The organism is Eisenbergiella tayi, assembly GCF_001881565.1.
Classification (GTDB): Bacteria; Bacillota; Clostridia; order Lachnospirales; family Lachnospiraceae; genus Eisenbergiella; species Eisenbergiella tayi.
Genome location: NZ_MPDJ01000005.1, coordinates 1 through 24,514 on the forward strand (window position 1 = coordinate 1; position 24,514 = coordinate 24,514).

Annotated in this window: 20 protein-coding genes; 4 read left to right on the forward strand and 16 right to left on the reverse strand. The window is 49.0% G+C overall.

Annotated elements, in window-relative coordinates; all coding sequences use genetic code 11:
• Window positions 1-203: 203 nt before the first annotated feature.
• Window positions 204-1,610 carry an MATE family efflux transporter gene (locus BLA28_RS18150; RefSeq protein ID WP_069157537.1) on the forward strand — a complete coding sequence of 469 codons (1,407 nt, stop codon included), beginning with the start codon at window positions 204-206 and terminating at the stop codon, window positions 1,608-1,610.
• Window positions 1,611-1,737: 127 nt separating this feature from the next.
• Here the strand turns inward: BLA28_RS18150 and BLA28_RS18155 are convergent, their stop codons facing one another.
• The 3 genes from BLA28_RS18155 to BLA28_RS18165 form a co-directional block, all read right to left on the reverse strand.
• Window positions 1,738-2,574, reverse strand: a complete 837-nt coding sequence (locus BLA28_RS18155) for a sugar phosphate isomerase/epimerase family protein (RefSeq protein ID WP_069157538.1) — start codon at window positions 2,572-2,574, stop codon at window positions 1,738-1,740.
• 18 nt (window positions 2,575-2,592) lie between these two features.
• The gene (gnpA, locus tag BLA28_RS18160) at window positions 2,593-4,764 is read right to left on the reverse strand and encodes a 1,3-beta-galactosyl-N-acetylhexosamine phosphorylase (RefSeq protein ID WP_069157539.1); all 2,172 of its coding nucleotides are present in this window, start codon (window positions 4,762-4,764) and stop codon (window positions 2,593-2,595) included.
• Between the two features lie 70 nt (window positions 4,765-4,834).
• Entirely contained in the window at window positions 4,835-5,887 is a 1,053-nt protein-coding gene (locus BLA28_RS18165) for a glycoside hydrolase family 88/105 protein (RefSeq protein ID WP_069157540.1), read from the reverse strand.
• Window positions 5,888-6,208: 321 nt separating this feature from the next.
• Here BLA28_RS18165 and BLA28_RS18170 point away from each other — a divergent pair, with 321 nt between their 5' ends.
• Window positions 6,209-7,192: an AraC family transcriptional regulator gene (locus BLA28_RS18170; RefSeq protein WP_069157541.1), complete on the forward strand. Its 984-nt coding sequence runs from the start codon at window positions 6,209-6,211 to the stop codon at window positions 7,190-7,192.
• Window positions 7,193-7,219: 27 nt separating this feature from the next.
• On the opposite strand, the gene BLA28_RS18175 is transcribed toward BLA28_RS18170, so the two are convergent.
• From BLA28_RS18175 to BLA28_RS18205, 7 genes are all read right to left on the reverse strand, one after another.
• On the reverse strand, window positions 7,220-8,263 hold the full coding sequence (locus BLA28_RS18175; protein ID WP_069157542.1) for a hypothetical protein: 1,044 nt from the start codon (window positions 8,261-8,263) through the stop codon (window positions 7,220-7,222).
• The gene (locus tag BLA28_RS18180; protein WP_141702931.1) at window positions 8,250-11,546 is read right to left on the reverse strand and encodes a DUF5107 domain-containing protein; all 3,297 of its coding nucleotides are present in this window, start codon (window positions 11,544-11,546) and stop codon (window positions 8,250-8,252) included. Before BLA28_RS18180 ends, BLA28_RS18175 begins: the two co-directional genes overlap by 14 nt.
• A 40-nt stretch (window positions 11,547-11,586) precedes the next feature.
• Window positions 11,587-13,608, reverse strand: a complete 2,022-nt coding sequence (locus BLA28_RS18185; RefSeq protein ID WP_069157544.1) for a beta-galactosidase — start codon at window positions 13,606-13,608, stop codon at window positions 11,587-11,589.
• A gap of 422 nt (window positions 13,609-14,030) precedes the next feature.
• Entirely contained in the window at window positions 14,031-15,902 is a 1,872-nt protein-coding gene (locus BLA28_RS18190; protein WP_071699275.1) for a type 2 periplasmic-binding domain-containing protein, read from the reverse strand.
• A gap of 175 nt (window positions 15,903-16,077) precedes the next feature.
• Window positions 16,078-16,965 carry a carbohydrate ABC transporter permease gene (locus BLA28_RS18195; protein WP_009256106.1) on the reverse strand — a complete coding sequence of 296 codons (888 nt, stop codon included), beginning with the start codon at window positions 16,963-16,965 and terminating at the stop codon, window positions 16,078-16,080.
• A gap of 43 nt (window positions 16,966-17,008) precedes the next feature.
• Window positions 17,009-17,944, reverse strand: coding sequence for an ABC transporter permease (locus tag BLA28_RS18200; RefSeq protein WP_009256107.1), 936 nt, complete (start codon window positions 17,942-17,944; stop codon window positions 17,009-17,011).
• Window positions 17,941-18,999 carry a glycoside hydrolase family 43 protein gene (locus BLA28_RS18205; protein ID WP_069157546.1) on the reverse strand — a complete coding sequence of 353 codons (1,059 nt, stop codon included), beginning with the start codon at window positions 18,997-18,999 and terminating at the stop codon, window positions 17,941-17,943. Before BLA28_RS18205 ends, BLA28_RS18200 begins: the two co-directional genes overlap by 4 nt.
• A 270-nt stretch (window positions 19,000-19,269) precedes the next feature.
• Here BLA28_RS18205 and BLA28_RS33840 point away from each other — a divergent pair, with 270 nt between their 5' ends.
• Window positions 19,270-19,896: a hypothetical protein gene (locus BLA28_RS33840; RefSeq protein ID WP_165868780.1), complete on the forward strand. Its 627-nt coding sequence runs from the start codon at window positions 19,270-19,272 to the stop codon at window positions 19,894-19,896.
• Window positions 19,897-19,900: 4 nt separating this feature from the next.
• On the forward strand, window positions 19,901-20,281 hold the full coding sequence (locus BLA28_RS33205) for a helix-turn-helix transcriptional regulator (RefSeq protein ID WP_009256110.1): 381 nt from the start codon (window positions 19,901-19,903) through the stop codon (window positions 20,279-20,281).
• 111 nt (window positions 20,282-20,392) lie between these two features.
• Here the strand turns inward: BLA28_RS33205 and BLA28_RS18215 are convergent, their stop codons facing one another.
• From BLA28_RS18215 to rpmJ, 6 genes are all read right to left on the reverse strand, one after another.
• A complete protein-coding gene (locus BLA28_RS18215; protein ID WP_009256111.1) occupies window positions 20,393-20,929 on the reverse strand; it encodes a bL17 family ribosomal protein in 537 nt (178 codons plus the stop codon).
• Between the two features lie 228 nt (window positions 20,930-21,157).
• A complete protein-coding gene (locus BLA28_RS18220) occupies window positions 21,158-22,126 on the reverse strand; it encodes a DNA-directed RNA polymerase subunit alpha (protein WP_009256112.1) in 969 nt (322 codons plus the stop codon).
• A gap of 65 nt (window positions 22,127-22,191) precedes the next feature.
• On the reverse strand, window positions 22,192-22,785 hold the full coding sequence (gene rpsD, locus BLA28_RS18225; RefSeq protein ID WP_069157548.1) for a 30S ribosomal protein S4: 594 nt from the start codon (window positions 22,783-22,785) through the stop codon (window positions 22,192-22,194).
• 84 nt (window positions 22,786-22,869) lie between these two features.
• Complete coding sequence (rpsK, locus tag BLA28_RS18230; RefSeq protein WP_009256114.1) at window positions 22,870-23,265, reverse strand: 30S ribosomal protein S11; 396 nt, start codon at window positions 23,263-23,265, stop codon at window positions 22,870-22,872.
• A gap of 27 nt (window positions 23,266-23,292) precedes the next feature.
• Complete coding sequence (rpsM, locus tag BLA28_RS18235; RefSeq protein WP_009256115.1) at window positions 23,293-23,661, reverse strand: 30S ribosomal protein S13; 369 nt, start codon at window positions 23,659-23,661, stop codon at window positions 23,293-23,295.
• Between the two features lie 609 nt (window positions 23,662-24,270).
• Entirely contained in the window at window positions 24,271-24,384 is a 114-nt protein-coding gene (gene rpmJ, locus BLA28_RS18240) for a 50S ribosomal protein L36 (RefSeq protein WP_025482803.1), read from the reverse strand.
• Window positions 24,385-24,514: the final 130 nt, after the last annotated feature.

Sequence of the window (24,514 nt, forward strand, 5' to 3'; positions counted from 1 at the left end):
TCCACTCCGTGTGCTGTAGAGTCGTCAGCGCCCTGTGGGAAGGCGTCTTCGCCCCGTCCCTTCCCTGCATCAGCCCCATGTCGTCATGGCGTCCTGTAATGGGCGTCTAATAACGCCAGTCCTTACGCTGCGTCTTTTGCAGCGTTAGTACTGCTGCGTTTTCAGCCGAGTGAGAACGTCGGCTCGCCTATGGAGGGGATATCATGAATACAAAAGCAAAAAGAATAAATGATTTCGGAAGGGATCACGTACCCGGCCTTGTACTGCGGGTATCTGTCCCGTTTATGTTCGCACAGTTCGTCAACGTCCTTTACAGTATCGTTGACCGTATTTATATAGGAAACATTCCGGTAACCGGGGCCGATTCCCTGGCAGGGGCGGGTGTATGTGCTCCCATTATCACCCTGCTTTCCTCCTTTGCCACGCTTATCGGTATCGGCGGTTCCATTTTATTTTCCATGCGTCTTGGCCAGGATGACAAAAAAGATGCGGAACGGATTCTGGGAAACTGCTTCAGTACCCTGCTTCTTTTCTCCGCCGTTCTCACCGTCGTTTTCCTGCTTACCAAAGGAATGCTTCTGCGCTGGTTCGGCGCCAGTGACATTACCTATCCCTATGCGGATATCTATCTGACCATTTACACCTGCGGCACTTTTTTCGCCCTGCTGTCCATGGGCATGAATTATTTCATCACCGCCCAGGGATATCCCATGCTTGGAATGGTAACCACCCTCATCGGGGCTGTTTTGAATATCATTCTGGATCCCTTATTTATTTTTGTTTTTCATATGGAGATTGCAGGAGCCGCTGCCGCCACGGTGCTGGCGCAGCTCGCTTCCTGCCTTTTTGTACTCTTCGTCCTTTATAAAAAAAGCATGCCGGTCCCCCTTCACCTTCGCCGTCCCGAACTGACGCTGGTAAAAAGGATTCTGGCGCTTGGCTTCTCCCCATTCCTCATTCTGGCAACCGACAGCATTATAATTATCGCCATGAATGCGGTTCTGCAGTATCATGGCGGCCCCGGCTACGGGGATACCCTCATTACCTGTGCCACCATTGTACAAAGCTACATGATGCTCATCACCTCACCCATGCTGGGCATTACCGGAGGCTCCCAGCCGCTTATCAGCTTTAATTACGGAGCCAATAAGCCGGAGCGGATAAGGAAAATCATTCTGTGTGTCCTGCTTTTGTGTATTGGATTTACAACCTTCATGTTCTTGGTTTCCCGTTTCCTGCCCGCTGCCTTTGCAGGAATATTTACCGATAACGCCGAGTATATTGAGCTTTCCGTATGGGGAATACGCGCCTTTACCATGATGATCATTCCCCTGAGCTTCCAGTATGTATTTGTGGACAGCCTCACGGCACTGGGAATGACAAGCCTGTCCCTGTTCCTTTCCCTGTTCCGCAAAACCACTTATTTTGCCGCCACCTGCCTGCTGCCCCTGGCCTTTACGGCAGCAAGCGCCTTTTATGCGGAACCGATTGCCGACGGAATCGCCGCCCTTTTATCATCTGCTGCTTTTACCCTGGTGTATTTCAAATATCTGCGGGGAACCGGCAGGCTTGTGCAGATCGGAATCGGGAAGGAAAAAGCAGCTGCCTGACCTGCGGATGGTACTGCATAAATAGTAAAAAAAGAAGCCCTGCGGAATCCTTATTGCAAAAACATTGCAGATTCCGCAGGGCTTTTTCATCCCTTGCTTTTTTATATTAGGAACTCAAACTTCCGTCCTACGCCTCATTCCAAAGCCTTTCCATAAACTCTCTGGCCTGCACCGCATTCTCCGGTACGGTATCCTCCAGCGTTGCATGGATATAGGGCTTATCCGTTTTCATAAAGCGAATCAAATCACTGTAATCCATGATTCCCGTTCCCGCCGCCATGGAAACAATCTTCCCATCCGACACACTGAAATCCTTAACATGGATGACCGCCACGTCTTCTCCCAGCAGTTCAATGGCTTCCTTCACCACATCCTTATACCTTCCGGCATCGCAGTCATCCAGCAGATTCACCGGATCCAGTATGATCTGCAGATTCGGCGACTGAATCGAGCGAAGCACCTGCCTTGCCCTGCGCGCATCGTATACGATGTGCCGGCAGACCGGTTCAATTGCTACCACCACTCCCATTTTTTCCGCATATTCCACAACACAGGAAAGATTCTTCGTAAACGTATATAAGGCTTCCTCCGTGCGGCTTGCCGGATCCGGCACATACAGGGAATTCGGATTGCCGGTTTCCGTCCCCACCACGCCTGCTCCAAGCCAGGACGCAAAACGAATCTGCGCCTTGTATTTCTCTATTGTTTCCACAAGACGGGCTCCGTCAGGATCCGCCAGGTTCAGATAACAGCCAAGCACAGCCACATCCAGGTCATTGCGCGCGAAAAGCTTTTTTAAATACATGGCAAAACCGGGCGTGAGCGTGGAATTCTTTATTTCAAAATCATCAATCACCTTGGACAGCGCCACATGGGCACAGGAAAAACCCTGCTCTCTGGTATGGGCCAGCCTCTCCGGCAGCGCCATGGGTAATGTATCGTGTAAGCGGATTCCTATCTGCATATCTCATCTCCTTACGCTTCAGATACGAAGCATTTTGGTGGCATAGGGCTCCAGCTGCGCTTCCACCAGCCCGTCTGCTGTCTGTATGGTTGTTGTCTGGGGCATATCGCTGTTGTTAATGACCACCAGCTGTCCGCTGCCCGGATAATAAGCGCATTCCGTACAGCAATTATCCGTCAGGTAAAGCCCGTTTCTGTCTTCTCCTCCCGCAAGCAGAATCAGGTTGAGAAGCAGCCTGGTATTTTCTATCGTTTTTTCAAAAGAAGCCATATAAATTCCCATACCGCTGCCGAACTTGTTCACCGTCAGGGTAGGAACCCCGCCGTCCTGTGCGAGTACCTTTGCTTTTCCATCCGTGAGGAAAGGGATCCCCTTCCGGTAATTACCGGTTTTCTTCACAAAGCAGCCTTCCGGCATAAGCCCTTCCTCCGTCTGTACCTCAAATTCCCATTTCCCATGACAGATACGCGCTCCGGTATCTTCATCAACACCCAGTACAGGAGCCATACGGAAAAAGGAATCATAGCCATCCACCGCGGAAGGCTCATTTACGCCGATAAAGCTTCCCCCTTCATATACAAAACGAGTCAGTTTTTCAACAACAGCCGGATTCTTCCATACATCCCCGCCGCTCCAGGCGCTGCCCGCAAATCCGGCATTGAGCACCACATCCACGTTTTCCAGCGCGCCGTTTAAAACGTCCTCAAAGCTGATAAAGGATACGTCCACCGGAAGTCCGGAAAGGGCTTCATTGATATGAATCAGGTCATTCATATAGGTTTCATGGAAATGACCGGAAAGCGTCCAGGAACGGAGCTTTCCCCAGTAATGCAGAACAGCCACTTTTGTACGGATACTGTAGGGCCTGCCTTCCTTGTGGAATTCACCTATGGTACGGAATTCATCCGCCACCTGCTCTATATAATCGCAGAAATCCGGATAGTCTTCCACCAGATGGAGATAGCCTCCCAGCCCGATCCTCTGGACAGGTTCCCTAAGAAGGGCCCTTCTCACACTGTTCCAATATTTTTTCGCCTCCAGTGTGGGGTCTCCGCCGTCCATAAAGGTAGGCGCGCCGCCCAATCCCACAGGGAACAGATACGGATGAAGCCGCAGCTCATGGGTATCCACCTTCACCCCTGCGCAGAGCCTGGCCTCGAAGCCGGAGAACACGCACTTGATCAGCCCGTCAAAACCGAATTTCTCAAACCTTCCGTTATAAGGCTCGATTCCCACCCAGCTGTCATCATAAAAAACATAGGCTTTTTTGCCGTATTCATGTACCATATCAATCAGCTTCCGGCCGAAGGAAATTACAAAATCATTGATAAATTCCATCCAGTCCGCTTTTTTCCGGCTGCCCGGCATATGGGTCACATGCAGTTTTCCCTGGTTGATGAAGTCCTCGGCAGTCAGTTCATAGCCATATTTCGCGGCAAAATCATCCAGCGCCTTTTCACTCACCGTAAAATCATAGGAGCCCCAGTCCGTAAAAAGGTTCCTGTTCCTGACATCGCTTCCCCATATCCAAACAAAATTATAAAACATGGAAGTAAAACGCACAACAGTAGTGGCCGGATGGGTTTCACACCACTCCTTCATCCACTCCAGGAGAAATTCCTGTGTCTGAGGGTAAATGGGATCAATCTGCATCAGGTGCTCTTTATCCCAATTGTTGGTAGTATGGTTGTACATGGAAATTTCTTCCCAGATACGGTAGGCCATAAAGCTCACCGTATAGGAGTGCCATGCGGCGGGCTCCTCAATGGTCACACATCCTTTTTCCTTATCGTAACTCCATTTATCCGCATCCAGCAACGTATCCGTGGTTCTGTCATATACCTGCCAGTACCGGATCGCCCTGTCGCTGTCATTGACAGAAAACTGCTCCTCAAAAAAATCCTTCATCAGCTCAATGGTGAGCTTCCCTTCCGCCGCCACCGCCGGGCTTGTCATAAGGAAGCACTGCTGCAGCTTATCATGGTTCTTCTTCGCCCACTCATTATGTTCCCGTATCATACAGATAGTGGAGTAAATCCCATATCCCGCATCCAGTATTTCATCGGAAAGCTCCGTCCCGTCACTGTCACGGATGACATCCGCCCCCCATTTTTCCGCCAGCTCCAAAGTCAGCTTTTCGTAGCCTGATTCCCCCGGCAGCGTAAAGCTCCCTTTTCTATTTTCACTCATTCCTTCATTTACTCCTTATTTCTCAGGATTTATGTATATAATCCTCCCGGATCATTCCGATTGCATAAAATTATAAAGCGCCGTCCTTTGCCGCGTCATTGGCTGTGAGCAGTCCGGAGAAAAACGCCAGCGTCAATCCCTGTCCCCAGCCCTGAATCCAGCGTCTGGAAATATCCCTGTACCCATCCCTGTCCTTCATAACAGCGGTTCCCGCGGATACATTCATCACCTTTCCATCCTTGCCCACATTTTCCAGAATTCCTTTCACTGCTTTATTGATATATTTGGAATGCAGAGGATTTCCCTTTTCCAGCATGGCTGCGGCGATACCTGCGGAAGCGGATACTTCCTCATAAGAGCCTTCATCGTCCAGAATCGTCCTCCATAACCCGTTTTCCGTCTGCAGCAGCTTCAGCGCGGCAAGCTGCTCATTCAGAGAGCCGGTCACCTCCAGGTATTTGGGGTAGAGATAAGCTTCCGGAAGAATGCTTCCTACCTGCGACATGGTATAGGCGGCCCAGGCATTTGCCCTTCCCCAGTAAAAACCGGACATGTGGTCGCCGGTAATATTATTATAGCCATGGTAATATAAACCGGTTTCCGGATTCTGAAGATAATGGATATGCCAGTAGTATTGATTCAGCGCATCGTCAATCATCTCGGCATTGTTAAGCTTCACGCCCACGCGAAGCAGGAAAAAAGCCGCCATGAACAGAGTGTCCGCCCAGGCCTGTTCCGGAAAATCATTGTTGGCAGACACCGTATGCTGAAGCACATGGTCACCGAACCGAAGGGCCTCCTCCTGCAGGTAATGCACCTTGCTCATCACCACATCCCAATATTTTTCATCCCCGGTTGCCTCATATAAGGTAATCAGGCAGTGTCCCATGGCGCAGGTATTCACCGTCCACTGAGGCGGCAGTCCCAGCTCCATATATTCATCAATCCTGTCCTTTAAAAGTGTCAGATACTCTTCCTTCTTTGTAACCTCCCAAGCTTTGGATATGCCGTAATAGGCCACACCGCAGGGCCAGTCCCAGGTCAGATCCATATTCATGGTTTTGTGCACGATGCGGTCGATTGCATCCTCAATTTGGTTCCTGTCAAAATCCAGCTTTAACATTTGCACCCTCTCTTTCTCCGGAAAATTCCGGTATGCATCCCTATTATGCCTATACCTTAAAATAAATCGCTTCCGATTTCTATTTAATTTGAATGATATACTTTGCAATTTCAACCATTTATGATATATTTTTGTTAGCTTTTATCCATTATTTTAAATTCAAACGGAACAATTCCGGAATAGGATCCGTTAATTTGTATATTATTTTAATCTTTCTTCTTTTTCTATGGTTTTTCCATACAATTTATTGCAAATTTTATTTGTTACTTTTTTAACATATTGGTTGTAATTATTATAAATTCCTGTAAAAGGAGGCCGTATATGTCCAAACCCAAAAACACTGTCATGGAATACCGCAACTATTATCTTCCTGCGGACTTTCCGGTTCTTGTCCTTACAGGCGGACATTGGAAAATATCAGATATTCCCAGCAGCCGTCTCCATTTTCACAACTGCCTGGAAATCGGCCTGTGCCACTCTCACAGCGGCACGATGAAATTTTACAGCGAACCCATGTCCTTCAAAGAAGGGGATGTCACCTGTATTCCCCGGAATATCCCCCACACCACTTACTCCGACCAGGGAATGGAAAGCCGCTGGTCCTATATTATGTTTGATCCTGCGCAGCTTTTCAGGGGCCTGTTCCTCACCCCCGACGCAGGCCCCGACCTGTCCCTGTTTTCCTATCGGAATTACCGGCATATCCTGCCCCGAGAGGAATACCCCCATATCCACTATCTGACGCTATCCATCATCCGGGAAATGGAGGATAAACGGCCCAATTACCAGATATGCGTAAAAGGGCTTCTGCTTGCCCTCTCCATCGAGCTGAACAGGATCCAGGAAGAGGCAAGTCAGGAGCCGGGCTCGGAAGCCTCTCACAAAGCCTATCTTCCTGAAAACGCCCTCATCATTTCACCTGCCCTGGATTATATAGAGGATAATTACAGCACACAATTTCCCATGGAAGACCTGGCTGAAGTATGCCATATGAGCCTCACTCATTTCAGACGCGTATTTCATACCATCATGCGGACCAGCCCTCTGGATTACCTGAACAGCACCCGCATCATGAAGGCCTGCAACCTGCTGCTCAGTACAGAGGAATCCATCCTCACCATATCCGAAATGGTGGGCTTCGCTTCCGTCTCCAATTTCAACCGGCATTTCCGCAGTGTAATCCGCATGACGCCCCGTGAATACCGCAGCCGGATGCTCCTTGCCCGTCAAAAAGAAGGGAACGACTCCCGGCAGACCATCCTGGAATTCACCGGATGGATGGAGCCGGAAACCGATCCCTCTTAGGATATGCGCCATCGTGCGCGCCGTATATTACTTATAATACCCCTTCAAAGCTTCTTTTACCGCATAATAGGCCGGTTTGGGCCTGCATTCGGTATCCACTATCCCCCAGTAGCATTCCGCAGGGCAGTCCGACGCACCGCAGTGATAGCAATGATAGGCATCCCGCCAGCAGAACATGAAGGAACCAAGGCAATGCGGATGTTGTGCAAAAATACGGTGTCCTCTCTTAAAATAATCTGCCTGCACCTGGGGCGTATGCCCTCCTTCCGCCTGATTGAACCATTTCTTTGTATAACATACTTCATTCAGCCCTTCAGGAATCAGCGCCGGATCCGGTGCCTCTGTCTCCAACTCCCCGTCAGAGGAATACCCCCATTCATTCGCCAGTACGGGAAGCCCGTATCTTTCATACAGACCGTCAATTACCCCGATCCAGTCATCCACATCTCCCGGCTGCCAGGAGCCAAAATATTGATCCACTCCCATGTAATAAAAAGGATGCCCCTCCCGGTAAACCAAGTCCGCAATTCTCACCGCGTTTTCATTGTAGCAGGAAATATTGATGCCGCATCTGGCCTGAGGGTTGGCTCTTCGTATTCCCTCCGCGCTGGCCCTGGCCGTGTCCGCCAGAATATCATCCGGATAATCATTGGAAAAGACCGGTATGTCAATTTCATTCATGCACTGCCAGTATATTCCCGCAGCTTCCCCCAAATCCTCACAGATAAAACGCATGGATTCCCTTACGTTCTCATAGAATTCATCGGTCCCTTTCTTACCCACGAACTCAGGAAAATGCTCATGCCAGCAGGTCTTCCCTTCTTTTTCATCATAGGAAAACCCGCCAAGAGGAGGGGTTGCAGGCATCACCTGAAATCCTTTGGCATGGGTATCCAGGATTTCCTGCCTCGCCTGTATGTATTCCTCACTCAGGGTGCCGAACATTTTGTCCGCCCAGGGGAAACAGATATTCAGCCGCATCCATTCCACCCCAAGCTCCTTTACCATTTCATATTCTCCGCTTGTATTATACGCAAAAACAATCCCCTTAATTTTTTCAGATGCCTTCATACCCCAGATTCCCTCCATCTTCTTCAATTATGGAAAGCCATGCCAGCTCCGCTCCCCAGTATGCCGCCAGTTCCTTTTCCCTTTCAGCCTCTTCTTTTCTTCCAAGTCCCGTATATGCATAAAATTTTGCGGGATGTGCCTTCATATGATTGGCCTTGCGCACGTCATGCTCTCCCGGAAGGTTGGAAACAAAACCGCCGAAATAGGGAAGTCTGTCTTCCTTCTCCAACAGCGCATCCGCGCCCTCCAGCATCTGACGGTACAAAATGGCGGCCTCCCTTTCCTTTCCCAGCCGCCGCAGGGCACAGGCCGTATAAAAATCGCTTTCATCCAGACGCCCTGTCTGATAGGCCGCGGCTTTTTCATACCAGGCCAAAGCTTCTTCCCCTCGGCCATCCGCCTCAAGAGCCTTCGCCATATGGTAATACACCGCCGCTTCCCGGGCCATGACACCCCTGCCCTCATGGTAATTTTCCGGATATTCCAGCGCTTTTTCCAGGAAAGCTATGGCATCCTTATTCTTTCCTTCCCTCAGGGCGCGTCTTCCCAGCTGAATATAGGCTAAAATATGGGCCTTTACAAGAATTCCCTCTCCGCCTTCATAAGGATTGAAAATACGGTTTTTAAGGAATTCCGCCGCTTTTTCAGGCATTCCCGCTTCGTTGTACAGAACAAGCTGCTGATGGTACAGATCCTCTCTTTTGTAAACCAAATCAGGATACTCTTCCAGCAATTCCAGAAGGTTTCTTACCGGCACGCCGCACTGCTTCCGTATTTCCATGAGTTCCAGAAGATACCGCCCGTCGGGGCTGGGAGAAGAATTTTCTCCTGCCGAAGAAGCCCTTTTCAGGGCAAATGCCTTCTCCATTTCTCTCCTCGCACCGGTTTTATCACGGCATACCTCCAGGAGGGCAAGGGCAAGACATCTGTGGGCCTGGTAAAGCCCGTCCTCCCTGGACACCGCCTCCTCCCAGTATCTCATTCCTTCTTCCCTGTTGTCCCTCCCATAATACAGACAGCCCAGATAATAGGCGCTGCGTCCTCCGTCAAGCCCGCGGGAGTACGCGTATTCCAACACCCTTTTATCCATATCCGTATAAGGGAAGCAATAATCTCCGGGATCCGCTCCCGCCTTTTTCAGGAAAGCCGCCGCATCCTCCTCTTTTCCAAGGCCTGCCGCCGCATAAGCGCAGTCGTAGTAAACCATGGGATTGGAAGGCGCCTTCTCACCGAGCTTCAGCACCTCCTCCCAGGCTCCCAGCTCCAGATAAGAAGCCATCAGCACAAGCCACGCCGTTCTTCTTTTCCCCAGAACCGCCTGCAGTCTTTCCAGGCCGCTTTCTCCCTGCAGGAACCAATTTTCCCCCAATGACCCATAGGCCATGGGATCGATTCTCAGCATCCTCCCGGTCACCGCCTCCGCCTCCTGCGTTCTTCCCTCTTTTCGCAGAAGAAAAGCCTGCAGGAAAAAAAGCTCCGGGCTTTCTCCGTTTACAGTCAGAGCCTCCCGCACACAATCCCGGGCCGCCCCGGTATCCCCTCTTCGAACAGAAAGCTTTGCCGCCTGTTTCAGGCCCGCGCCCTTATAGCCATAATTCCAGGCCGCCTTTCTGTAATAGCGGACAGCTTCCTCCTCCTGCCCGTTTTCTTCCAGCGCCCAGGCATAATTAAAACAATATTCCCCGTCCCTCGGATTGGGATTGCGCAGCATACAGCGTTTCACCGCCCGTTCCATGAAGCGCAGGGCCTCCCTGCAGTTTCCACGCCGCATCATAAGAAGCCCCATGGCGTTATTGCAGCGGCTGTCTCCCGGATCCCTGTGCAGCGCTTCCATATAATAGTCCTGCGCGCGCAGCGTCACATGGCGGTACTGCTCCAAATGCAGCCCCTCCAGATAAAGCTCTTCCTGGCTGCCAATCTCCTTCGGCTCCCGGGCAGGCTTATGGGGCACGGGCTTCTCCCTGTTTTCAAAAAACGGCGCCCTGCAGGTATAGGAAATCAGCTCCTTCCCGTCTTCGTCATAAAGAAAGGCTGATACCTCCTTTTCCTCCATATCCTCCGGTACCTCAAACGTTCTGAGCACAGGCTTCCCGGGTTCCAGGGAAACTTCTTCTTCCACAAGCGTCTCCCCTTTTAACACTACCTTCATCCGGGCATTTCGATGGACAGCAGTGACATTAAAGCACACCTCCAGGCTCCGCCCTTCGTGCACAAAGCCCACCGCCCCGTCTTTTCCGGCATTTTTTAATCCCGGCATATCCGACAGGGCATACCATGTCTGCTCAAATGTCTTTGTCTCATCCGGAACCATAAATGAGAAATCCGGCTGATTATCCGTGTAGCAGCCTGTCATGATTTCCAGATAGGCCCCGTCCTCATCCGTCAGGTTAGAATGCCATACATCCCCGAATTCCCGGCTTCCCCACGTGAAGAATTTCTTTCCTACGGATACATGATGGTCCGCCACATGTACCGTTCCCCTTTTTCTTCCGTGGTCATAGCCGCCCATAAAATTATAATCCGAATTCAGGATGAAAAAGGACGCCGGCGAAGGAATATTCTTAAACCAGGTGATATCCGTCCCTTCCCCGAAATCCGCTCTGGCAAATTCCCCTCTGACCACCGGGAACGGAGAGACCGCATCCTTATAATGATAAGTAATGTAGTCCACATCCGGCGGGAACTGCAGCTGGTAATCCTGATTGGCATGAACCGCCAGATTGGCCCACCAGTGAAAGGTCTGCATGGCGTTTGTAGGATTATACAGCCTTGTTTTCACCGTCACATAGGCTTTGCCGGGCCAGATAGTCACCCCAACCATGCCCTTCATGCCGAATAAAGGCTCATATTCCCCCATCCATGCGGTTTCTGAACCGTCTTCCCCCTTCTCAATCCAGGAATCCACAGGCATAAAGGTGGTGGGACGGTGATGCTGGGGCCAGTTAAATTCAATGCCCCCTGAAATCCAGGCCCCGCACAAACCGATCAGCGCCGGTTTTATCACATTATTTTTATAAACAAAATGATAATCCGCCTTTTTGTCATATCCCTCATATATTCTTCCGCCCAGCTGGGGAAGCACCGTCACCCGGATGAATTCATTTTCCAGCCGGATGGCATCATATTCCCTGTCCGTCTTCACATTCTTAAAGGTATCTGTCATCGGGATGGGATAAATATTCCCCCTGGTTCCCTGATGATTTCTCACATCATAGAAAACAGGCGCCTTCTCCGCCTCATCCATTTCATATGTGGGAATCACCAGCTTCTGTCTGCTAATCATGTCATTAACCCCTTTGTCCGCTTCAGCGGACACCTTTCCCCTAAAAAGCAATCATCGCTGTCCGTTCGGCTTTTTCCTCCGCAGGCATTTTTTCCCCCGCCGCCACCTCATAGAGATCGGCGCCGCATGCCTTTACCGCCTCCATCATCTCCGGATAAGGCTGGGAGCAGATGTCAAATAAGCCGATATTATAATTTTCTCCGTCAAACCTGCCCAGTACAAACTGATCATAGCACTGGAAATAATGGCATCCCACCCCATAAGGATGCGCCGCCGCACGCTGACAGTAATACTTATAAGCCAGTCCTCTGTCATATTGGGAGGCAACTCCCTTCAGCCCGGTTGAACTGGGCCCCGCATCCAGGGCTCCGAAATGGAATTCTCCGATCAATACGGGAAGATCCACCCCCAGATCCACAATATTCTGGATCGCCGCTGTGGGATCATAAGCATAACAGTTAATGGAAAACACATCGAAGTTCTCCCATCCCGTAACCACATCCGGATCGGAAACCCAGGCCCAGCGCATTCCCAGATTCATATGGTCAGGATCCGCCTTCCGGCAGGCTCTGGAAGGAATCCCCACATATTCCTCCATCATCTTCCTGGAAAAAGCATGCATATCCCGCCCGGCACGTTCCGACCATTGAGACACATGGGCCTGGCTTTCATACAAATCCTCAAATTCCTCAAAGCTGCTGTTCCACGCGCCATTCAGGGCCTCTATCGTCTGATATTCCGCCTTCAGGCTTTCCACCAGCCTCTCCTTACATACCGTCCTCGCAGGATTATAAAGAACCTCATCCGCGATCACCAGATTATCCACGAACGCCCAGGCCGGCTCATTCCGAAGGAAATACCCCACCATCCAGGGATCCCTGCTTTTTGCCTGCATGGCCTTCGCACATTCCTCAGCATCCAGCCGGTATTCCTCACTGAACACGTCCGGGAAATCCCTGAAAATATTCTGCTCTGTCCCCGGGAACCTGGGAAGCGAAGTTACATAAGGCATCCCCGTAGTTCCCAACAGCCTGTCATCACTCCAGTTCCCCAGAGTATTCATCCCATATTTTCTCAGCTGTCCGGGAAGCATGCGCTTCCACTCCTCATACCATTCCTCTCCGAAAGCCCTGTAAAGATTTGCCTGTTCAAAAGAAAACAGCGTACATTTCCTTCTCGCCTCCCCGACAGGCGGCCACTTTTCATGAAGCTCATACATTCTGCCATACACGGGATCCTCCCTGTCCGGCAGCCAGTCCATCCATTTCTCCACGCCGTCCACACGGCAGTCACTGCGCGCCACCACACAATCCGGCCCCACGCTGAAAAAAGCATACCCCAGAGGATCCACCAGCCACCAACGCCCATCTTCCTTACAGCGCGTAAAAAATCCCGTTCCCTCAGCCAGTTTCTTCTTTTTCCATCCGCCATATTCCGTCCAGTCCTCATACGGATACCCCATATCCGCCTCCCCGGCCTGACGCTCAAGCATTTCCTTCATTTCTCCGATACTATGTAACTTACTCCCCCACTCCTTTCTCTTATTCTGCCCCAGCTCATCCACCAGCTTCACATCCGGCAGAGGAAACTCCCCCGGCCGCGTATCCGTCAGGGTAAGCTCCGAAAGCTTCAGCTCCGTCTCCTCATCCATAGGAAGTGAAGCCAGCACAATCCGGCTGATTTCCTCCCTGTCCACCCGTCTGCCCTGACACACAATTTTCAGCTGCCCCGGACAGGTCTCCGGAAAAAGCGCATGCGCATCCAGCCACGTCAGATCCACACAGATCCCCGTAAGAATTTGCGGAAGAACCCCGAACCGTATACCGAACACCGGCTCCCCGCTCTCCTCCCTGCTGCTATACACCAACAGATTAACCGGCACACTATGCTCCGCTTCCGCCTCCAAAGAAAAGACCAGATACCTCTCATCCCTCTCCTTCAGCCAGGTCACATCCAGTCCTCCCCCCGTCACCGGCACCCGCAGCCGGGCCATTCCCCCTTCATCTCCCAGCCAAACAGCCCCATCCGTCAGCATCCCCCTGCCAACCATTATTTTCTCCATAAAAATCCCTCCCTTTCTTTTTAGGTAAATAGTAGCTTGTAAATCCCCTCCCGTCTCCGAACCCTTCCCCGCCAGGGGCCTTCCCGCTCCGGTATTTTGGCCTTCGGCTTTTGGCTCCCGCCGAGCCTCCGCCGGGCAGTATCCGCTGAAAGGGCCGTTTAAAAACGCCGGTCCTTACGCTGCGTCCTTTGCAGCGTTAGTACCGCTGCGTTTTTAACCGAGCGAGAGCGTGCCCGCCCAGTGGATACTGCCCGGCGGAGGCTCTGTGGGAGCCAAAAGCCGAAGGCCAAAATACCGGAGCGGGAAGGCCCCTGGCGGGGAAGGGTTCGGAGACGGGAGGGGACTCACAACCTACACTTTATATTCTAAAGGAGCCCGTGCATTTTTACAATACACGGACTCCTGTCGGGGCAGTATGAATTTTACTGTTCCCTGTCGGCTTTGATGGCGTTGTTCATCTCAACCAGCTTGGCAACATCATCTGCCTGCGCAACAGCTTCATCATAGAAATACTGGAATACTTCATCCACATGATAATTCTTCTGCAGTTCTTCAATCATTTTAGTACGGGTTGCTTCAAATTCTTCGTCACTCTTGGCAGCAACCGCGGTAACTACATTCTTGCCCATATAAGCATTGATTTCATTAACATAGGAAGCAATGTCCCCTTCCGGATCCCCGAAGGAAATATACATTCCGGCATCGGTAACGGGTGTTTCCGCACGGTATACATCGGCCTGGGTTTCCTGTCCGTAATGGGAAATGAAATCCTTCACCGTATCATTCATCTTGGAATCCAGTGCCTTCTGGGAGAACTGATATAAATCTATGGCAACACCGTCATCCGGATCGATTGTTCCGTTTCCGAAACCACAGAAATGATGATATACGTTCACGCCGGTTTCCACGCCAAAAGCATCATCCTTCGTAACCTTCAGATAATCATCCGTTGGAACGGCCTCTCCGTCCTCCACATTCCAGAACTGTCCTTCCAGACCGTTCCATGCGATTCGGGAGAATTCATAAGTAGACACGAAGTCAAGCAGTGCAACGCATCTCTCCGGATTTTCCGTATTGGCATTTACCACGTACTGTCTTTCGCCACGGTACATATTTCCGAAACGGTCTTCTGCATCACCTCTTAAGCTGGGCATGGAAATAAATGTTTTCTGGTTGCCTTCCGTCTTATTAAATTCCTGGTTCGCATTTCCTGACATCCAGCCAGGTACATTGAACATATATTTTCCGGCCTTCAGGTTCTCTTCATAGATATCGGAGGTCATGGTAAAGGAGTCCGGATCCAGCAGGCCTCTCTGGTTTGCTTTGTTATAAAAGCGTACAGCCCTCCAGAAAATACCTTCGGGATCGGTCAGCTGGTTATTTTCCAGCGGCTTGGAATCCACCGTGGATACACCCAGAACACGTCCGGTTGTTTCAATCAGGTTTACACCCTCCTGAGGCCCAAGGCCGAATGTAAATACCCATTCACCCCAGCCCTGTCCTGCGCCGAACCATGCACCGCAGCCATAGGTTTTCTGGCCGTCTGCTGTTTCGGGTTCAAGCGCCTGCATGGCTTCCATTACATCAAGCAGGTCTTCATCATAGGATTCCAGTTTGGGATAGCCGGCTTCTTTATACAGATCCCATCTGATATAATGGCCGCAGGTAGGTATTGTGCCGTCATCCCAGGAGCCCTTGCACATTCCCCACAGGTAAGCGTTCCCGTCAGGGCTGTTTGCCGCCATTCTCTGAGCTTCGATCATCATTTTCCCGGCAGGATCATTCATGGTGTTGGGCGCATACTCTTCCAGATAAGGCTCCAGATTCAGTGCGGAAGCCGATTCCAGCAGCATGGGAAGCTGCTTTGTGGGATCGGATAACAGGAAAATATCCGGCAGATCGCCGTCAGCCATCATCGCGGACAGCTGGCTCGGCCAGTCCGCTTCCGTAACCCCTGTCAGATACAGGTCAATATTCAGCGTGTCTTCAATATACTTGGTAACAGGATCGCTTCGTAATCCGTCCGCTTCCCCTCTTCCCACAAACGCAACCACATCAAGGGCCACACGGTCCTCAAAATGAGGAATCACCACTCCGGAATCAGCGGCTGCCTCATCGGTTCCTGCCGCATCCCCTGCGGTTCCCTCTTCAGCTTCTGCCTGTGTGGCTTCTCCTGTTGCCGCAGCGGAACCGGAAGCGGGTTCCTTCGATGAAGAACCGCAGGCTGTAAGTCCGCCGAGCATTGCAATGGTAACCACCACTGCCAGCATCTTGGTTACAGTATTCTTTTTCATACTCTCTCCTTTCTTTTCAGGCGCAATAACGCCCCTTCCTTACTTATGGGATTTCATTGTCTGCCAGATACCACGCCTAAAAACAGCAGGATATCCGACCCCTGCGGGAACCGCCTGTGAAATGTGCAGACACATTTTCCCGGCTGCCGTCCGCAGGAATGAAAGTAAGAACTTACTAACCCTTTACAGCCCCCAGCATGATACCCTTGGTGAAAAAGCGCTGCATATAGGGATATACACAGAGGATTGGCACCACGGTAATAAAGCTCATAGCCATCCTCAGCGTGGTGGAGGTGACCTTGACGGCCGCCCCTGCCGCGGCTCCGGTGCCTGTTGTTGACACCACATTGGACTGCAGCTTCGTGTACAGCAGATATTGCAGACAGTGCAGGTTGGCAGCCTTCCGCCCCTGCATAAAGAACATATCATCCGACCAGGTATTCCACTGATTCACCGCGGCGAACACCACAATACATGCCAGAATCGGCTTTGCCAGCGGCAGGATGATCCGGAAAAACACCTTCACCAGGCCTGCCCCGTCCATCTCCGCCGATTCCACCAGTTCACCGGGTATGGACTCTATATAGGTCTTTATCAGAATAATAAAGTAGGCCTGCACCGCATACGGCAGTATATATACAAGAAAATTATTTTTCAGCTTGATATTGCTGATTAACAGGTAATAGGGAATAAAACCCGCATTCACATACATGGTAATAATGAAAAATCGGTACAGCAGCTTTCTGCAGGGCAAATCCCGGTTCGCAAGAATATAAGCGGCGAAGCTGCAGCACATCAGAGTCAGCAGCGTACCCAGAATCGTACGGGCAAATGCGATTCCGATACTGGAAGTCAGCCCGGGGATTTCCAGCAGGTTCGTGTAGGCCTCTACGGAAAACTCCCTGGGAATCAGATATACACCCCGGTTCACTGCCGCAGGTGAAGACCAGGAGTTAATAAATATGTACCAGAGCGGATAAACACATATAAAAGTAAACAGCCCTAAAATAAGAGAGTTTATTATACCGGCAAAAGTAATTCTTTCCTTCTTCTTTTTATTCATATCACAGCTTCCTTTCTCCAATTCTGTCCCTTTTTCGCACTGCTTAGAAAATAGAATCCCCTCTCAGCCTCTTGGATGCCCAGTTAGCAAAGGAAAGAAGAATGATGCTGACAACGGATTTGAAGATACCCATTGCAGTCGCCAGGGAATATTCCATATTCTTGATACCCATCCGATACACATAGGTATCAAATACCTCCAGCTTATCCCATGTCATGCCGTTTCCTAACAGCCAGTACTGATCAAAGCCGTTGGAAAGCATATTTGATATTGCCAGAAGAAGAAGTACAAAGAAGGTCGACAGTAATCCGGGAACGGTAACGTGAACAATTTTCTGCCAGGTATTGGCGCCGTCCACATCCGCCGCCTGATACAGCTCCTGATCAATGGAAGTTATGGCCGACAAATAAATGATTGCGTTATATCCCAGTGTCTTCCAGGCGCCGATTGCCACCTGGATAAACCAGGCATGCTTTGCATTAGTCAGAGGATTTACCGGCTCCTTCACCAGCCCCAGTCCCATCAGTATATTGTTCAGGGCGCTGCTTTCCGAAGACAGCAGCATAAATACGATAGAATATACCAAAACCCAGGATATGAAATTGGGGATGGAGGTACCTGTCTGAACCATCTTGGCGTAACGCTTATTTTTCAGCTGGGAAATGGCGATGGCAAAAATGGCGGGAAGCACAGAGCAGCAGATATTCAGGAAGGAAATACACAGGGTATTCCGCATCACATTCAGGAAATCCTTGGGATTGGCGACAATTTTCTGAAAGTACTTCAGTCCGACAAATTCCGAATCAAACACGGATACGCCCGGCTTGAAATCTACAAATGCGTAACTCCATCCCAGAAGCGGGGCATAATTAAAGATCAGTACAAATATCATGAACGGCAGCAGCAAAAGTACAAGACGTATTTTTTTCTTCTGCCTTCCTGTCAGTTGATTTTTAGCTTTACCTGCCGTTTGCATCATATATCTCCCGCTCCTTTCTTACTATCCGGTTCCTCAATCTGCGCCACAGGGCTTACACGGAAGCAGGGTTCTTCCACACAACGGTCTTTATAGGCAAAGCCCCTGGCAATACCCTCCACGTTGTTATACCAGTTTCCCGTCACCTCATTGATGATGTGGATTCCGTCAAAGGTCTCCTCCATCTCAAAAAGCAGAATACGCTTGGCTTCATGCCTGTTGGGACAATGCAGCGCCATCATCAGCTGTCCCCCGAAGGTGGTAAACAGCATGGAATGCGCGCCGTCCATGGCGTACAGCGGTTCCGTCTCCTGAATCCAGGGGCCCTGGATATCTCCGCTTAAGGACCTGGCATAACCGGTAGTATATCCTCCCTTTTCCGAAAAGCTGGACCACAGCATAATCAGCACACCGCTTTTCAGTCTGTGAAGAAAAGGGCCGTCCGTTACCCATCCGCTGTTCTTCATCATTTTTGCAGCCCATGGGCCGTCCGAAGCACGGAAAAGAATGACAGGTTCGCCTGTGGCCTTTCCTAAATCATCACTAAGAGGTACCGCACAAATCTGTCCGTCATTTACCTGGAGCCACTCATGGCAGAAAACCATCCAGGGCCTGCCCTTTCTGTCTTCGTACAAGGTTCCGTCCAGACAGTGCCATCCATCCGGTGTAACCGGTTTCTCACTTACAGGTTTAAAAGGGCCCTTTGGTGAATCCGCCACGAGACACTGACATCTCCGATAGGTTCCCCTGGCCCGGAAGGAGGACAGCAGATAATATTTTCCTCTCCAAATATGTACCTCAGGAGCCCAATAATCGGAATCAGCCCAAAAGTCACCTTTACGGAAAGCGATTTCCGGTTTGGACCAATGTATCAAATCTCTGCTCTCCAAAACATAAAAACAGGGTTCCTCTGTATCTACCTCAGGAAACCTGGTTCGATCTACAAACTGCACATAGGTATAGTACTTTTTGCTTACCGGATCCGCCAGGATAAAGGGATCGCTGATATGTACGTCCCTGATATGATAAGGATACCGTTTTTCCATTTCTTCTTTCATAAGCCGTATTCAACCTCCCTTTTTATATACTTTTATTTGATAAGTGCTGCTATGTATTGTTTAATTGTTTATTTTGTATTATTTTATTAATTACAAAAGATATTTTTTGTACTTTTTATCTATATGTATTATCTTATATTTACTGCTTCCCTTTCATCCACTTTTTAGACGAATACCTATGCAGAATTGACCATATTAACAGAATTTACATTTTATGGTATACTACATCTATGTGCAATATGATGCTGTTTTACAGAAGGGAGGAGCTCTATGCCAACAAAAAAGCCAAAACCGATAGTTGAATACAGAAATTATTACCTTCCTTCCAGTTTTCCCGTACTACTTCTCACCGGGGATAACTGGAAAATATCCGATGTGAGAAGTGAACATCTCCATTTCCACAATTGCCTGGAGGTGGGTATCTGCCACACCGACAGCGGTACCCTGGAATTCTGCAGCGCAATGACCATCCCTTTCTCTGCCGGCGATGTCACCTGTATTCCCCGGAATATACCTCATACCACTTACTCGGCGCTCTACACCAAAAGCAGGTGGTCTTATTTATTTTTTGATCCCCGGCTGCTCTTCCGTGATATGCTTCCTCCTGATTTCAATTACAGCATGATATATGATGATATCCATAAATATCTGATACCGGCAGGCTCGTCCCGGCGCATTGCTCTTTTGGCTGAAGCTGCAGTCGAAGAGCTTTCCGCCATGAATCCGGATCATATGCTGGTAAGAAGTTATCTTTATGTTTTATATATGGAAATCATACGATTCCAAAATCCAAAAACGCAAAATATGCAACCTGAAATACCCCCCCCCGGAAAAATTTCCGTACTTATCCAGGAATTCACTCAATATCACCCCGGCACTCGATTTCATCGAGGATAACTACATGAACAAATTTCCTGTGGACCTGCTTGCCGAATTATGCCATATGAGTCCCACGCATTTCAGGAGGAACTTTCAGTCAGCCATGCATATGGCTCCGTTAACTTACCTGAATACAATACGTATCATGAACGCCTGCAACCTGCTCCGCAATACCAACCACACTATCCTCACAATCTCAGAGATGACCGGTTTCAGCACCCTGAGCAACTTCAACCGCCACTTTAACCAAATGATGAAGGTATCCCCTAAAGAATACCGGCACCAGACTCTTAAAGGCCGAAAACCGGGCGAAATCCCATCTATTATCGAATATGCCGGCTGGCTGGAACCCGATGAGGCGCCTTATCCCGGGAAACAGGAAAAGGCACCGGAAAGAATATAATAAGATAACGTGCGCCGCCAGGCGTACCAAAAAAAGGCACCCTCATGGAATTCCTTCCATAGAGGATGCCTTTTCTATACAGAAAAGCAATACTGCTTTCTTATTTTAATCTTATACCAGCTCCAGAACAACTTCCATTGCTCCGTCACCTTTTCTCTGTCCGATCTTGATGATACGGGTATATCCACCCTTACGATCCACATACTTAGGAGCGATTTCATCAAAAATCTTGGCAGGCATATCAACCTTCTTGGTGCCTCTTTTACGTCCGGCTGCAGTGGTGGGAACCTCGGTAATCGGGTAAAGAACCTTCAGCATCTGTCTTCTTGCATGAAGTCTGCTGGGCAGATCCTTCTTGATTTCCTTCTCCACTTCATCATAAACGGTAACTTTCTTTCCGTCTACGGTTTCTTTCACTCTCTTGCCGTCTTTGTCTTTTCTGGCAACCTTTGCGGTAACCTTAACGGTTTCGAAATTGTCTTTTTCTCTTACGCCCATAGCTATGATGCCTTCAGCGATTTTACGAACTTCCTTAGCTCTTGCTTCGGTAGTAACGATTTTTCCATGATACAGCAGATTGGTTACCTGATTTCTCAGCAGGGCCTTTCTCTGATCGGAAGTTTTTCCTAATTTTCTGTACTTTGCCATTTTTTTATTCTCTCTTTCATTCTTGGTACATCCGGCCACGCTCTTCGGACTTACTTACCGAATGTTTTTTATAAGCGGACGGCTGTCAGAAGACAGCCTCCGCAGCCAATCATGCTACAAAGCATCTCAAGGTACCCTTGCACCCTTAGTGCCATTGTGCCCTGAGGCACTTTTACATCTCCGCGCACATCGGACTTATCGGAAACGCCCATACAGATTCTGTATTCTTTATACGTTTACATCATCGCTGGGATTCAGCTGAAGTCCCAGTTCCTTTAATTTAGCAAGAACCTCTTCCAGAGACTTACGGCCCAGGTTACGAACCTTCATCATATCTTCGGAAGTCTTATTGGTCAATTCTTCTACCGTATTGATACCAGCACGCTTTAAGCAGTTATAGGAACGAACGGACAGTTCAAGCTCGTCGATGCTCATTTCCAATACTTTTTCTTTCTCATCATCTTCCTTCTCTACCATAACCTCCGCGGTCTTGGCATTTTCAGAAAGGTCAATGAAAAGGCTTAAATGTTCACTGAGTACTTTTGCAGCAAGGCTGACAGCTTCATCCGGAGCAAGAGTGCCGTTCGTATATACATCCAGTGTCAGTTTATCAAAGTCAGTTACCTGACCGACACGGGTATTGGCAACACTCATATTCACTCTCTCTACCGGAGTATAGATGGAATCAATTGCGATCACACCGATAGGCAGGTCTTCGCTCTTGTTCTTCTCCGCGCTGACATATCCACGGCCCTTGGTAATGGTCAGTTCCATGTACAGCTTGCTTTCCTTGCCGCCGCTTAAGGTAGCAATTACCAGGTCGGGATTAAGAATCTCAATATCCTGATCTGCCTGAATATCTGAAGCACGGACAACACCTTCGCCTTCGAATTCGATATAAGCGGTCTTAGGTTCATTGGTTTCGCTGCTGTTCTTGATTGCCAGACTCTTGATGTTCATGATAATTTCAGTCACATCTTCCTTGACACCGGGAATAGAGCTGAATTCATGCAGCACGCCTTCAATCTTCACCTGGCTTACAGCCGCACCCGGAAGAGAAGAAAGCATAATTCTTCTCAGGGAGTTGCCCAGCGTAATACCGTAACCTCTTTCCAGCGGTTCTACAACGAATTTGCCGTATTTCTTGTCCTCAGAGATTTCAGCAACCTCGATATTGGGTCTTTCAAAATCAAACACTGCAAATACCCTCCTTTACGAACGAAAAGTTTCTTAATTGAAACGTTCACGCCAGCTATAAGAAATTACTTGGAATACAATTCGACGATAAGCATTTCGTCTACAGGTACGTCAATCATTTCCCTGGCCGGAAGTTCCTTAATCGTTCCTTTGAAGTTTTCAATATCAACATCCATCCACTCCGGAACAAGTCTTCCTGCTGTAACTTCGAGGATATCTTTATATCTCTGCATTCCTTTTGCTTTTTCCTTGATTTCAATCACGTCGCCCGCTTTAACCAGGTAAGAAGGAATGTTTACACACTTTCCGTTTACCAGTACGTGCTTGTGATCTACTACCTGTCTTGCTTCTCTTCTGGTTCTTGCAAAGCCCATTCTGAAGATAACGCTGTCCAGTCTGCATTCAAGAAGAACCATCAGGTTGGTACCGGTCATCCCTTTCATTTTATCGGCTTTCTTATAGTAATTTCTGAAAGGTTTCTCCAGCACGCCATAGATGAATTTAGCTTTCTGCTTTTCTCTAAGCTGAAGGCCGTATTCACTTACCTTCTTGCCGGCTCTCGCATTGGTTCTGTTAGACTTCTTGTCATATCCCAGGTACATGGGTTCAAGACCAAGAGATCTGCATCTTTTTAAAACAGGTGTTCTGTTTACTGCCATTTTAGATTTCCTCCAAATATTGTTTACAGTACGTCTCAGACGCACTTTCTTCCAACGTTTTCATAATTTATTGTTGAACAGAGACTATACTCTACGACGCTTAGGCGGGCGGCATCCGTTATGAGGCACAGGAGTAACATCCTTGATGCTTGTTACTTCAATACCGCATGCAGAAAGAGCACGGATTGCAGCTTCACGTCCTGAACCAGGACCCTTTACGAATACGTCTACAGTCTTCAGGCCGTGCGGAATCGCTGCCTTTGCAGCGGTTTCTGCAGCCATCTGTGCTGCGTACGGAGTAGATTTCCTTGAACCTCTAAAGCCCAGACCGCCGGCGCTTGCCCAGCTTAAAGCATTTCCTTCAGTATCTGTCAATGTAACGATTGTGTTATTGAAAGATGACTGAATATGTGCCTGTCCGCGTTCAACGTTTTTTCTGACACGTTTCTTTGTTACTTTTTTCGCAACTTTCTTAGCCATTTAAACTAACCTACTTTCCTCAATAAATTATTTCTTCTTATTTGCAACTGTTCTCTTAGGACCTTTTCTGGTTCTTGCGTTGTTCTTGGTGTTCTGTCCGCGAACCGGAAGTCCTTTTCTGTGACGGATACCCCTATAGCATCCGATTTCCTGTAATCTCTTGATGTTCAGAGCGATTTCTCTTCTCAGATCACCTTCTACAGTCATTGTTTCATCGATGACAGCGCTCAGTCTCTTGACTTCATCGTCTGTCAGCTCCCTTACACGGGTGTCAGGGTTGACATTTGCCTTTGCGCAGATTTTTGTTGCGCTCGGTCTACCGATACCATAGATATAAGTAAGTCCGATCTCCACACGTTTTTCTCTTGGTAAGTCAATACCTGCAATACGAGCCATTTACGTTTCCTCCGTTTTCCTTTCGCGCCACATCCCACCCGGCTTTCCGCCAGGCCGCGCGTTTCTTCACTGCGCATTAAATATCCGGTCTTTACAAAAAACATTTAACGCGCAATTACACAAGGCAGACTCCACCCTTTCCACGTCTCCACGCTTCCTGGTGTATCACACCCTGTGCATACGATCAAATCGTATTAAATAATAGTTACTAATTGACTGGGGCGTTTTCTGATGCATTCCGTTAAGATTCTAAAAACCAATTGATTATCACTACCGACTCTCTCCTAGTCCTTTAACCTCCCGAAAAGCCAACAGGAAAAACAAATCAAATCGGAGATTTGCTTTGTTTTTCGAGCGACTGCTCCGCAGTCGCTTGCCCAGCCGGACATCTCCATCCGGCCTTTCCGATACTCCGGTATTCCGAAGAATACTGAGGATGCCTGGCACCCTAATTTTCGGTATCAAAAAGTAATCTCCCGTAAACCCATGTAAGAAATCATACAGCCGCTGCAGCGCTGCCGTACTCCACACGAATTGCCTTACGTTCAATTATTTCCAAGCATCGTCCCGGGGAACGATACTGATGCCGCCTGAATGGAACGACAAGGATCAGCCCTGTCTCTGTTTGTGTTTCGGGTTCTCGCAGATAACTCTGATAGCACCCTTTCTCTTGATTACTTTGCACTTTTCGCAAATCGGTTTTACTGATGATCTAACTTTCATGTTAAACCTCCTTTCAAAAAAGACCGTCTTAAATTATAACATGCAAAAACGGGTTATGCAAGCATTTCCTTCGGAAAATACTCGCATTTCCTTCGGAAAATCGCTGTTCATCCGGAAATTCGCTGTTCAT